9 protein-coding genes and 1 pseudogene are annotated in these 13,038 nt (G+C 60.1%); 3 read left to right on the top strand and 7 right to left on the bottom strand.

From position 1 onward, the window contains the following. Positions 1-92: 92 nt before the first annotated feature. Complete coding sequence (locus AC07SZ_RS06145) at positions 93-632, bottom strand: sigma-70 family RNA polymerase sigma factor (RefSeq protein ID WP_056572389.1); 540 nt, start codon at positions 630-632, stop codon at positions 93-95. Next, positions 632-1,465, bottom strand: coding sequence for a hypothetical protein (locus AC07SZ_RS06150; RefSeq protein ID WP_056572391.1), 834 nt, complete (start codon positions 1,463-1,465; stop codon positions 632-634). The genes AC07SZ_RS06145 and AC07SZ_RS06150 overlap by 1 nt, the downstream gene beginning before the upstream one ends. Positions 1,466-1,677: 212 nt before the next feature. Between AC07SZ_RS06150 and AC07SZ_RS06155 the strand changes: the two genes are divergently transcribed. Both AC07SZ_RS06155 and AC07SZ_RS06160 read left to right on the top strand, forming a co-directional pair. Beyond that, positions 1,678-2,229, top strand: coding sequence for a sigma-70 family RNA polymerase sigma factor (locus AC07SZ_RS06155; RefSeq protein WP_494913738.1), 552 nt, complete (start codon positions 1,678-1,680; stop codon positions 2,227-2,229). Beyond that, positions 2,226-2,846, top strand: a complete 621-nt coding sequence (locus AC07SZ_RS06160; RefSeq protein WP_056572395.1) for a ChrR family anti-sigma-E factor — start codon at positions 2,226-2,228, stop codon at positions 2,844-2,846. Before AC07SZ_RS06155 ends, AC07SZ_RS06160 begins: the two co-directional genes overlap by 4 nt. Before the next feature lie 522 nt (positions 2,847-3,368). Here AC07SZ_RS06160 and AC07SZ_RS06165 read toward each other — a convergent pair. From AC07SZ_RS06165 to AC07SZ_RS06185, 5 genes are all read right to left on the bottom strand, one after another. Next, positions 3,369-4,220: a tetratricopeptide repeat protein gene (locus AC07SZ_RS06165; protein ID WP_494913739.1), complete on the bottom strand. Its 852-nt coding sequence runs from the start codon at positions 4,218-4,220 to the stop codon at positions 3,369-3,371. After that, a complete protein-coding gene (gene ilvD / locus AC07SZ_RS06170; RefSeq protein WP_494913740.1) occupies positions 4,207-5,931 on the bottom strand; it encodes a dihydroxy-acid dehydratase in 1,725 nt (574 codons plus the stop codon). Before ilvD ends, AC07SZ_RS06165 begins: the two co-directional genes overlap by 14 nt. A 291-nt stretch (positions 5,932-6,222) precedes the next feature. Next, positions 6,223-7,428 carry an outer membrane protein transport protein gene (locus AC07SZ_RS06175; RefSeq protein WP_494914154.1) on the bottom strand — a complete coding sequence of 402 codons (1,206 nt, stop codon included), beginning with the start codon at positions 7,426-7,428 and terminating at the stop codon, positions 6,223-6,225. A 396-nt stretch (positions 7,429-7,824) separates the two neighbouring features. Further along, positions 7,825-8,967 carry an OmpP1/FadL family transporter gene (locus AC07SZ_RS06180; protein WP_056572403.1) on the bottom strand — a complete coding sequence of 381 codons (1,143 nt, stop codon included), beginning with the start codon at positions 8,965-8,967 and terminating at the stop codon, positions 7,825-7,827. A gap of 357 nt (positions 8,968-9,324) precedes the next feature. Continuing rightward, positions 9,325-12,108 carry a valine--tRNA ligase gene (locus AC07SZ_RS06185; RefSeq protein WP_056572405.1) on the bottom strand — a complete coding sequence of 928 codons (2,784 nt, stop codon included), beginning with the start codon at positions 12,106-12,108 and terminating at the stop codon, positions 9,325-9,327. Between the two features lie 264 nt (positions 12,109-12,372). Between AC07SZ_RS06185 and AC07SZ_RS06190 the strand changes: the two are divergent. Continuing rightward, positions 12,373-13,005: pseudogene (locus tag AC07SZ_RS06190) on the top strand (bleomycin resistance protein). Positions 13,006-13,038 lie beyond the last annotated feature (33 nt).

The raw sequence follows: 13,038 nt of genomic DNA on the forward strand, positions 1-13,038 counted from the left end.
CTCCACATAAAGTTCAACCGCAGGTTTATTCATTATCGGCCATCGCTAATTTCACAATTCAGGCGCAGCCGCTTGCGCAACCGTGCGGCATTTTATTTGCCAAAATTGGCTCTGATATTTATCAGCCCGCGACGAAGCCAAGTCCGCATCGTGTTTATCGGCACGTCATGACGCTCGGCCAATTGCGCGTAAGAGAGGCCCTCGATGTAAGCGCCTCGCACGGCTTCCGCCTTTTCCCTTCCCAGTGCATCGATGCATCGATGCACGCGCTTCGTATCGTCGGCTGCGATTAGCAAAGCTTCGGCCAAAGGGGTCGGATCGGCGACATCGTCCGCGGCAGCGAGGTCGGCGGTAGCTGGCCGGCGCGACCGGACCCGATCTATCGCATGGTTGCGAGCGATTGCCGCAAGCCATGAAATGGGACTGAGTTCCGAAATCACGAAGCGGTCTGCTTTGGACCAGATCTTGACGTAAACCTCCTGCAACGCCTCCTCCGCTTCGCACCGATGACCAAGTATGCCCAAGCAAATTCCGAATAGTTTCCCGCTCGTATGCCGATAGAGAAGATCGAACGCGGCCCGGTCTTGCATGCTTGTCCGCAGGATCAGCCTTGATATGTCATCACGATTCATCACGGGAATCGCTCGATCTCGACCGGAGGTGAAACAACCTTGGATCCGCGCGCGCCGCAAAAATCGCTTGGAAATGCCGAGTTGGGAATGTTCCTTACAGAAGATCTCCAGTGACCGTCGATTTTAGAGAGAGAGACTCCATCGAAGTCCGAGATACTTTCCCAATACCGCCCATTTTGGACAAAATAGCCAAGCTCACTTTCGAGCCTGATGGCGTTCTCCATCGACGTATCGTCGATCGCCGATCTGAACTTCGCCCTGATGGCTTTGATGCGGGCGGAGGTAAGCCGCTCGATTAAAGGCAGCGTCACGCGCGGTAGGGCAAGACGCGTTACCGGAAGCTCAGACAGGTTGAGGCACAGCGTTCCGTGACGCAGGGCTTGGGCGAACAGCCTTGCCGACTTCGCCTTCAGATCCCTCAGAGTTACGTCGTTCCTCAGCGGATCTGCCGTGCCAACCCCGTAGAAGTGCGTAGGCGCGTTCGCGGGATACACCATATCGCAGCCTAAAAAGGCTATGATGTCGGGCTTCAGCGCCTTCAGCGCCCAGTAGCCCGCGGTAAATGCCATTGTCCCGCCGGCGTAGACGAATCCACCGAACAGGTTCTGCGCGGGCACGAACTCGGCGGATGTTATGATCGATGCAAACCGCGGGCTCGGGCTATCCGGCAACCGTCCCTCGGGAAAATCGTCTGGGTGGATCAGATAGTCCCAATCGGGCCGCACGGCCCAGGCGTTGTTTATCGCGACGATGTCGGTGAAGGCCGAGCGATCCCAGTCCCTGGCCCTGACCGCGTCGGGCGCGCTGCCGATTATCAGCGAGATCTTAGGCATCTCACGCGGGCTCCTGACTGCTGGTCGCTTGCGAAGCGATTGATTTGTTCTGGTTACGGCTCAAGAACCGAATTGGATCACTGCCGATCAAACGAACAAAAATCATTTTGCCTGGGAATGTGATCCGAACCCGCGCGCAGTTCGTAAAAAGACCAACGACCCAAAGAGCTGCCTGGTCAGCCGGAGCAAGTTTGAGCGTATACTGCAAGGCGATGGTTGAATTCGATCCAGCCTGGTTAATCACTCGCGTTGCGGCAACCCAGGATCGGGATGCTTTCGTGAGCCTATTCGAGCACTACGCGCCACGCGTGAAATCCATGATGATCCGACGCGGCGCAAGCCCCGACCGTGCGGAAGACCTCGCGCAGGAAACCCTGCTCAGGCTCTGGCGAAATGCCAGCCAGTTCGACCCCGGACGCGCTACGGCATCGAGCTGGGTCTATGCCATCGCGCGCAATGTAGGCATCGATCTCGGCCGTCGTGACCTTCGAGCCGCCAAATGGTTGGAAGACGAAGCCGTTCAGGAAGAGGCAGATCCGGACGAGCCAGAAGGGCAGCTTCTCGCGGCCGAGCGCGAAGACCTGGTCAGGACCTCGATCGCAACGCTGCCCAGCGACCAATTGCGCGTTGTCCGATTGTCGTTTTTCGACGGCCTGGCGCATGCCGAGATCGCCAAACTGCTTGGGATACCGCTCGGCACCGTAAAGTCGCGGATGAGGCTGGCTCTGCATCGATTGAGAGGGAAGCTTAGTGAGCTGAGATGACGAACGACATTACCCACCATCCGAGCGACGAGACTCTGGCCGCCTTCGCCTCCGGCACGCTTGATGAAGCGCGTAGCCTGGTCGTCTCGATCCATCGATCCTTGTGCGCCGCCTGTGGCCACGCGGTCGATCAATATGAAGCGATCGGTGGAGCGCTCCTTGAGCAGGCATTGCCAGTGTCGATGAGGCCCGGCGCGCTCCAGGCGGCGCTGGGATCGATCGGTACGAGCGCCCAGGGCGCGGAGATCGCATCCGAGCAGCTGCTCGACCGTCATAAGCTCGGTCCATGGCGCCGGGTGTGGCCCGGTCTGCAGCAACGCGCCGTCTCCGTCGCCGGCGATTCCGATATCAAGGTCTTCATGCTGAAGGCGGCACCCGGAATCACGCTTCCGCACCACAAGCATACCGGTGACGAATGGACGTGTGTTCTGGAGGGCGCTTTTGAACACCAATTCGGCCGTTACGGTCCTGGCGACTTCGACGAGGCGGACGAAACCGTCGACCACAAGCCACGCATTTGCAGTGACGTGCCCTGCGTCTGCATAGTCGCGCTTCAAGGAAGCATCAGGCTTCAAAGCTTTTTGGGCCAGTTGATACAGCCAATCCTCAGGTTCTGATCGCTGCTGGGAGTGCGGCAATCGTTACCGTTCGCGGGCCTGATGCATGTCGCCCAGAAGTGTGCAGCGGTTCTGGGACGACGACATGAACCAAAACAAAGACTTTAAGGCGCGTCGCCTGAATCGGCTTCAGGGCGACGCGCTTTAAAAGCCGCGACCCGGCCTTTGTCGCATCGAACGCAATCGCCATCTTACCGACGAAAGAATCGAAGCAAGGATCAGGAGAATAGGGTGTGGGCGTGCCGCAACGGTGCTCGACAGCTTACCGGGAAGAAGAGTAGGACCCAGGTGTCCGGATTGCACCAGAAACAGCACCTTCTGATCGGTCGTCATGCCATTTCCTTCTGCCACCTCTCGAAGTTGCGGATCGCTGAACATGACCATGAGGACACCATTGAGAACTCGATGTCACATAACGTGATCGAACCTCACGCGTTCCAATCATTTGTGATGTCAGGGAGTTCGCCAACGTGAACGGAGGGCGCGAAAGGTCGCTACCTCGAGCCAAGACGCGGTCAGCCGCTATTGGTCGGCGTTGGTGGAGCCCTTGGTAAGGATGTCATCCGCCAGCGAAATCGCCGTGCGCCGGTCGGCTTCGCCGGCCGCGGCGAAAGCCTCTTCCTGCATGCCTCGGATCCAGGGCTGGTCGGCCGGCGACGCGCGTTCGAGCGCCGCGGTCATCATCGCCAGGCCGCGAACGATCTTGCCGCTCTGGAACAGGAGATGGCCGAGCGTCGCCTGCGCGCCGGCATGGCCCTTCTCGGCGGCGAGCTGGAACCAGCGCCCGGCCTGCTTGACGCTGGCCTTCACGCCGCCCTCGCCTTTCAGGAACATCTGCCCCATCTCGAACTGGGCGTTCGGGTTGCGATAGTTGGCGGCGGCGCGCATGTAATATTCCTGGGCCGCCACCTCGTTCTCGGTGACCGGACTGCCGGGAATGCCCTTGCGCAGATAGTCGCCGAGCGCCACCAGCGCGTCCGAGACGTAGCTTTCTTCCGGAGAACCGGGCTCGACATCCTGGTCGACGATTTCCGAGAAGAACTTGAACGCCTCATAGTCGTCGCGGGCCACGCCATCGCCCTCGGCATACATGCGGGCAAGCTTCCAGGTGGCGCCGATCTGGCCGTTTTCGGCGGCGTATTTATAGGCCTCGGCGGCCTGTTCCTTGTGGCCGTTCTTGTAGGCGGAGAAGCCAAACTGGAACACCGCCCAGGGACTGGACTGCGGCTTCACGCCGGTCTTGTCGTCGAACACCTTGTCGTCGAAGGCCAAAGCCTGGCCCACGGCGCCAAAGATCGCAACAGCGACCAGTGCCGGAAGGACAGATGACCTCAACAACTCTGGTGTTGACTTCAACAACTCAGATATCCGCATAACAGTGTGTTTCTTTCGCACCGCCCGGATGGGTGACAGCACCATCCCTGGCAGACCCGACCGTCTGTGCGTATTTCCATATCGCGCCCGACTGGTAGTCGGTCGTGCGCGCCTTCCATGTCTTTGCCCGCGCCGCCAGTTCGGCGTCGGTCAGCCCCACTTCGATCGTACCGTTCACGGCATCGATCGAGATCACGTCGCCATCCAGGATAAGACCGATCGGACCGCCAACCGCCGCTTCCGGCCCGACATGGCCGATGCAGAAGCCGCGCGTCGCGCCCGAGAAGCGGCCGTCGGTGATCAGCGCCACCTTGCCACCCATGCCCTGGCCGTAGAGCGCCGCCGTCGTCGACAGCATCTCACGCATGCCCGGGCCGCCGCGCGGCCCTTCGTAACGAATGACGAGAACCTCGCCTTCCCTGTAGTTGCGATGCGTCACCGCCTCGAAACATTCCTCTTCCGAATCGAAGCAGCGCGCCGGGCCGGAGAATTTCAACTCCGCCATGCCCGCGACCTTCACGATCGCGCCTTCGGGGGCAAGGTTTCCCTTCAACCCCACGACACCGCCGGTTTGGGTAATTGGTCTGTTGGCCGGGCGGACCACATCCTGGTGTTCATTCCAGGCAACGTGCTCCATGTTTTCGGCCAAAGTACGGCCAGTGACCGTCAGGCAATCGCCATGCAGATAGCCGTGGTCGAGCAGCGTCTTCATCAACAGCGGAATGCCGCCGGCCTCGAACATGTCCTTGGCGACATATTTTCCGCCGGGCTTGAGATCGGCGATGTAAGGCGTTTTCTCGAAGATTTTCGCCACGTCGAACAGATCGAACTTGATGCCCGCCTCATGCGCGATCGCAGGCAGATGCAGCGCTGCGTTGGTCGAGCCGCCGGTGGCCGAAACCACGGTCGCCGCATTCTCCAGTGCCTTCAGCGTGACGATGTCGCGCGGCCGGATGTTCTTGGCGATCAGTTCCATGATCTTTTCGCCGGAGGCGAAATTGAAACGGTCACGCATCTCGTAGGGGGCCGGCGCGCCGCAGGAATAAGGCAGCGCCAGGCCGATCGCCTCGGCAACGGTAGCCATGGTGTTGGCGGTGAACTGGGCACCGCAGGAGCCGGCCGAGGGACAGGCGGCCTGCTCGATCTCGAGCAGTTCGGCATCACCGATCGTGCCGACCGAATGCTGGCCGACAGCCTCGAACACATCCTGCACGGTGATCTGGCGGCCGCGATAGCTGCCGGGCAGGATCGAACCGCCATAGATGAAGATCGATGGCACGTTGAGCCGCACCATAGCCATCATCATGCCTGGCAGCGACTTGTCGCAGCCGGCGAGGCCGACCAGCGCATCATAGCAATGGCCGCGCATGGTGAGTTCGACCGAATCGGCGATGACCTCGCGCGACACCAGCGAAGACTTCATGCCCTGGTGGCCCATGGCGATGCCGTCGGTGACAGTTATGGTGCAGAATTCGCGCGGCGTGCCGTTGGCGGCCGCCACACCCTTCTTGACCACCTGCGCCTGGCGCATCAGCGAGATGTTGCAGGGGGCGGCTTCGTTCCAGCACGAGGCTACGCCGACCAGCGGCTGTGCGATCTCGGCGGCGGAAAGCCCCATGGCATAGAGATAGGACCGGTGCGGCGCGCGCGCCGGACCGACAGTCACATAGCGGCTAGGGAGCTTAGCCTTTGAAATGACCTTGGCGTCCATTCTCATCCTTGCCGCGGGCGGTGCGGCCTGCCTCGTCACCGGGCCTTCTTGGCACGTGTCCCGAGACAGGTTCGAGGTGCGCCGGGTTTATGGCGGGAAATAGGCAATTTCCCCGGCCTGACTTTTAGCGCGGGGGTTGTTCAGAAAGTGTTGCCAAAACGTCACAATTGCACGAGGCAGTCCCAGTGCGGCTTATATGCAACGCAGCTTGGATAGCGGCATCGCCAACAATGCCCGCCCAAACGAAGAAGGCCGGGCAATGCCCGGCCTTTTGCCAGTATTTTCATAAGCTTAGAACTTGATCTTGAGGCCGCCCGAAATCGCGGAGACCAGATCGTTCCCGAAGTCGTAGCTGACGTCCGTACCGGCTTGAAATCCGTTCTCACCGTTCACAACACCCGAGTGGCCGCTGGTCAGCACGCCGATCGCGCCGGCCAGGCGCAACTCGATGTTGGGCTTGGGGGTGTAGGCGATGCCGCCACCTATCGTCCAGGTATCGGTCTGGTCGCCATAGCCATGCGAGGTCCCGCGGTCCCATGAAATCTGGGCCGCGCCGCTCCACTGTTCGTTGAATTGGTGGCCGATGCCGCCGGTGACCGTCCAGCCGTCCCGATACATCAGATCCAGCGAGGTCACAGCCGCCGCCGAACCCGTAACGCACACGGAAGCCGGAACCCCCTGCGGGCAGATCGGGATGCTTTGCAGCAGGCTCCAGTTGACCCACTTGATTGAACCGAATGCGAGCCAGCCGGGCGCGATGCCCGATTGCAATTTCAGTTCCAGCGAATCCGGCATCGACTGCGTTGCGCCGTATATATCGCCGACAATATTCAAGGTGCCCGCGATGTTGTCGAGTTTCACCTGCGAATTGTAGACGAGGCTGGCGCGCAGCGCGATATCTGGAATTTCGTAGGCGACGCCAACGCGCCAGCCCCAGCCGCTGCTGCTCAGGTCGACACGGCCGATTGTGGTGCCCAAGGCCGGGTTCGCATAGCTCTCCTTGAAGCCGTAGACTTCCTGATAGAAAACGCCGCCGATGAAGCGAAGCTGCCCCTTGCCGACATCCATCTTGTAGGAGCACGTGCCGGCATAGTTGTTGCTTTTGATCTGGGTGTTGATGTTGGAATAGGAGCCGTTCCAGATACCGGGGTTTGAACTCGCACCCCATGGCTGCGAATAGTCAAGCATGCAGTCAACGCCATGGCCAACCGTTGCCTTGACGCCGACATACGGCACCCAGTAGCCCTCGGCGTTACGGGCGGTACTCTTGCCCGTTAGCCCGCCGCCGGACGTGTCCGTCGCGTTCTTGAGATCGCGCTGCGGCATGACATAGGTTCCACTGACGTCCGAAGCGAAGGGGCCCGGATCGAACAACAGGTCGATGTCGTAGCCGCCGCGCTCCAGGCCACCAGCATGCGCCGTGTCCATCACCGTGCCTATCAAAGCAAGCGAAAAGCACCCCGCCCCCAGCAGCGCTTTCAGACGCACATCGAACATGAATCTCCTCCCCGGATTCGAGTACAACCAAGCAAGACCGCTTTGTGCTGGTAGTGCAACAGCGATTTCGAGGGTGTACATGTACATGTTTTTCTTGGTGCCTTCTCCGTCGAGCCGCTTAAGGCCCTCACCGTCATAAAAACAGCCAATCTGCGTGCGCCAATTCGAAAAACCCAAAAAAACAGCCAACATCTTCGCAAAAAATAGCGTCCTGACGGCCGGTCTGCCCGCTGTTACATTACAGCAACATCGCGGCAGAAACTTCCGTTTACGTCAACGACAACATTTGCGCGCAAGCTAATGTATTGCCACGGAGTACGTGGTCCACGGGAAAGACCTGGCCACCCAAAAAGGCCGGGCATTGCCCGGCCTTTTTTTGGTCGACAGTGTAAGGACTTACCACTTGACGCTGTAGCCACCCGACAGCGCGTAGCCCCAATCGCCCTGAACGGTACGATTGAGCAAAGAAGGCGTGTACTGGGTCTCGGACACCGATGCGAGATAGATGGCGGCAACGCCAAATCGAAGCTCCCCACCGAGCTTGTCCTTAAGCGCAACGCCGGTACCGATCGTGTAGGTGTCTCCGGTCAAATCCCAACCCGTGCTTACGCCCCGGTCATAGGAAGCAAACACAGTTCCGGACAACTGATCATTGAACTTGTGGCCAACACCGCCAGTGACGGTCCAGCCATCGCGCCAGAAATAGTCGTTGCCGTTCTCGATGCCCAAGGACGGGATATGAAGATTGAGCTGCTTGGTAACCGACCAGTCAGTCCACTTCACACTGCCATAGACCAACCAGCCTGGTGCGACACCGGTCTGAGCCTTGAACTCCAGCGACTGCGGGAACTTCGTGTCACCCGTCGCGTCCACCGTGACCGGCCCTGGGACCGGGAATGGAATCAGAGCTGGACTTGCGACCGCAGACCCGGACGCGTCGATGGACACACCTGAGCGATACATCAGCTGGGCGCGTAACGCGATCTCGGGGATCTCGTAAGCAACGCCTGCACGCCACCCCACATTGCTGTCTTTCAGACCGACATCAAGCAATCCTGCGACCGCAAGAAGGTTGTAGTCAACATCCTCATGGTAGACGCCACCGAGTATCCAAATGCGACCTTTGCTCAAATCGAATTTTATGCCGCAGGTGACAGCACCTTCGTAGATTGTGAAATTTTCTCTCAGCTTGGCAAGAGTCCCACTCGGCGAGGGCCATGTCGCTCCGCCACCATAAGACTCTGTGTAGGTACCTGCGCAAGACAGGTTGTCCGACAGCTTGAATTTTACCGCGGCCGAAGGGACAGCGTAGCTGTCGGAATAGTTCACGCCCACCAAATTGGGATTGAGCTGGTCCACCGAATATTTTCGCGTGGGCGCGACATAGGTCACGCTGGTGCGCATGTTGAAATTGCCGTCTTCAAAAAGAATATCGGTATCAGCCGTGCCGCGCGAAAAGCCGCCAGCGTGCGCCGAGCCCATCAAAGCAAGTGAAAAGCACCCCGCCCCCAGTAGCGCTTTCAGTCGCAGATTGGTCATGAATGTCCTCCCCGAATTCGAGTGCATCAAGCTAGAACCAATTCAGGTTAACGGCGCAACAACGAATTAGCGGGCGTACATGTACATGCTCGGCGAACGCACTTTCGACAAAATGCAGATAAGCACCGTAAGGCCGAAAAACGGATCGAGGCGTGCCTGTCCGAACAGAAAATAACCAAAATTCGCCCCAAAAGGCTCAAAGACAGCCACTTTTAAGGGGGCTATGGCCCCATTGTTACATTATGGCAACAATGGACGCAAAGTTTCCGTTTACGTCAAAATTAACGTAGCGGAATGCCTGTTTTCGAGGCAGCTGACGTTTGGGCACACCCCTCATGTCCTGCACGAATCTGTCCTTCAACCGGCGTCGCGAACCCTGGTCAAAGCCACCGAAAGCTTGTCCTGCGCATCGCGGTATTCGGCGAGCTTTTCGCGCTCGGCCTCGACAATCTCGGCCGGCGCGCTGGCAACGAACCGTTCGTTGGACAGCTTCTTGTGCAAGCGCGCGATTTCCTCTGTGACCTTGGCCAGTTCCTTCTGCAGCCGCGTGGCCTCGGCGGCGAGATCGATCAAGCTGCCAAGCGGCAGGCAGATCGTCGCCTCGTTGAGCACGATCTGCGCCGCGCCCTTGGGCGCTGCATCGGCGAGCGAGATGTCACCGACGCGCGCCAGCCGCTTGATCGCCGAGTCCTCGCGAACCAGCCGCTCACGCGTGAGATCGTTGGCGCCGACCACGACCAGCGGCGCGATGGCCGCCGGCGGCACATTCATTTCCGAGCGCACCGAGCGGATGCCGGAGACGAGGTCGACCAGCCAGTTGATGTCGGCGGCGGCATCCGCGTCCTCGAAATCCGGCGCCGGCCAGGCGGCGTGGCAAAGCAGCGACTCGCGCTCCTTGCCCTCTCCCGCCGTCTGCGCCCACAGCTCTTCCGTCATGAACGGCATCATCGGATGCAGAAGCTTGTAGATCTCGTCGAGCACGAAGGCTACGCAGGCGCGGCTTTCGGCCTTGGCCGCCTCGTCCGTGCCCATGAACACCGGTTTCAGCAGCTCGAGATACCAGTCGCAGAACAGGTTCCAGACGAAGCGGTAGGCCGCCCCGGCCGCTTCGTTGAAGCGGTATGAGGTGATGCCGTCCGTGACCTCGCGCGCAGCGCGTGTCAGTTCGGTCAGGATCCAGCGGTTCACCGCCAGCTTGGCATCGTTCAGCCAGAAATCGTCATTGCGGGCGACTTCGTTCATCTCGGCGAAGCGCGTTGCGTTCCACAGCTTGGTGCCGAAATTGCGATAGCCGGCGATGCGTGCCGGATCGAGCTTCACGTCGCGCCCCTGTGCCGCCATCACCGCCAGCGTGAAACGCAGCGCGTCGGCGCCGTACTCGTCAATGAGGTCGAGCGGGTCGATGACGTTGCCTTTCGACTTCGACATCTTGGCGCCGTTCTTGTCGCGAACCAGCGCGTGCACATAGACGGTATGGAACGGCTCCTCGTCCATGAAGTGCAGTCCCATCATCATCATGCGGGCAACCCAGAAGAAGATGATGTCGAAGCCGGTCACCAGCACGTCGGTCTGGTAGTAGGTTTTCAGCTCCGGCGTCTGGTCAGGCCAGCCAAGCGTCGAGAACGGCCACAGCGCCGAGGAGAACCAGGTATCGAGCACGTCCTCGTCGCGGGTCAGGATCTCGCCGGGCTTGAAGTTTTCCAGCTTGTCCTCGACCCAGGCCTTCCACGGGCCTTCAAGCGCCAGATAATATTCGATAGCCGCACTCAGCGCCTCTTCTTCCGACTTCTCGACGAAGACGCGTCCGTCCGGCCCGTACCACGCCGGTATCTGGTGACCCCACCACAGCTGACGCGAAATGCACCAGGGCTGAATGTTCTCCATCCAGTCGAAATAGGTTTTTTCCCAGTTTTTCGGCACGAAGTTGGTGCGGCCCTCGCGCACCGAGGCAATGGCCGGCTTCGCGAGTTCGGCGGCATTGGCATACCACTGCTCGGTCAGGAACGGTTCGATCGGCACACCACCGCGGTCGCCATGCGGCACGGCATGGCGATGCGGCTCGACCTTGTCGAGGAAGCCGCCGGCTTCCATCAGCTCGACGATCTTCTTGCGCGCGACGAAACGGTCGAGCCCTTCAAGCTCGGCCCAGACAGCCTGGCGTTCCGGCGTGACCTGGAGGCCGGCGAGGAAGTCCTCATTGTCCTTCAATTTGATGGCGGCTTCGACGGTCAGGATGTTTATCGCCGGCAATTTGTGACGCTTGCCGACCTCGAAGTCGTTGAAATCATGCGCTGGCGTGATCTTGACCGCGCCCGAACCCTTTTCCGGATCGGAATATTCGTCCGCCACGACGGGGATTTTTCTGCCGACGATCGGCAGCACAACGTTTCTGCCGACCAGATGCCGGTACCGCTCGTCGTCCGGGTGCACCGCGACGGCCGTGTCGCCCAGCATCGTTTCGGGCCGTGTCGTCGCCACGGTGATGAAGGTCTTCGGATTTTCCGGGTCGAAGGTCTCGCCCTCGATCGGGTAGCGGAAATGCCAGAGGTTGCCGTTGACCTCCTGCTGCTCGACCTCGAGGTCGGAGATCGCGGTCAAGAGTTTCGGGTCCCAGTTCACAAGGCGCTTGTCCTTGTATATCAGGCCTTCCTTGTAGAGGGTGACGAAGACTTCAAGCACGGCCTTGGACAGGCCTTCATCCATGGTGAAGCGTTCGCGGGACCAGTCGGCCGAGGCGCCGAGCCGCTTCAGCTGATTGAAGATGGCGCCGCCGGATTCGGCCTTCCACTCCCAAACCTTCTCGATGAATTCCTCACGCGTCAGGTCGCGGCGATGGATCTGCCTCTCCATCAGCTGGCGCTCGACCACCATCTGCGTGGCGATACCGGCATGGTCCATGCCCGGCTGCCACAGCACGTTCTTGCCGCGCATGCGCTCGAAGCGGATCAATATGTCCTGCAGCGTGTTGTTCAGCGCATGGCCCATATGCAGCGAGCCGGTGACATTGGGCGGCGGGATGACGATGGTGAAGGCCTCGGCCCCCTCCTCGGCGCCGGCGCCGGCGCGAAACGCGTCGGCCTCTTCCCACACTTTGGCGATCTTCGGCTCGACGGTCTTTGCGTCGTAGGTCTTTTCAAGCATGGGAAAACGGTCCGCGCTGTCGGGATTTTTGCTGGTTCGGTGTAAATCGGAAGGTCTTGGCCAAGTCAACCGCAAGGGCCGCTTCGGTTCATGAGAAGCAGATAGGCGCGGCGGTGTTCATTTCAACGGGAGCCATGCCGCACGGCACCGCGCCTTGACCCGCGGCCGTCCCGGCAATACCTTGTCGATGCTGCTGTAGGGCGCATCGGCTTCCGGCCGGAGGGGCATTGCCCGCCTACGCCACCTCAACCCCACAGTGCGCCCATGCCGACTCTCGAACACCACAAGAAACAGGCCAAGCTCTATCTCAAATGGCACCGCGAGCGGTATTACCCCGTCGCCGCTGTGATTGGATGGCTCTTGCCGCGATTTCGCCATTTCAGCGACAGCCAAATCCTCGATCACGACTTCAAGCTGACCGATGCCCAGGAACTCGTCGCCAGGAAGTCAGGTTTCGAGAGCTAGCAGGCGCTGAAGGAAGGCCTTCAAACCGTGACCGATCATGCAGCAACAGACGCCGCAAAACCGCATCTCGCCTTTGCCGAGCCACAGCTCTTTGTCTGCGACATCGCAGCGGCCTGTAATTTCTACCGGGAAAAGCTTGGCTTCGAGACGCGCTTCACATATGGCGAGCCGCCCTTCTACGCCCAAATCATTCGCGATGGCGCACGGCTCAACCTGCGCCATGTCGACAAGCCTCCACTCGCCGCCAATTCGACCGATGACCTGCTGGCGGCGACGATCGTCGTCGACAACATCAAGGCTCTGTTTCTGGAGTATCAGAAGGCCACGGCCCCGTTCCATCAGACATTGCGGACCGAACCCTGGGGGGCCCGCACGTTCATCGTCACGGATCCCGACGGCAACCTTGTCTGCTTCGCGACCAGCGCGGGCTGACCTCATCGACAAAAACGCCGCCTCATGGCGGCG

Source organism: Mesorhizobium sp. GW821-FHT07A06 (assembly GCF_059419085.1).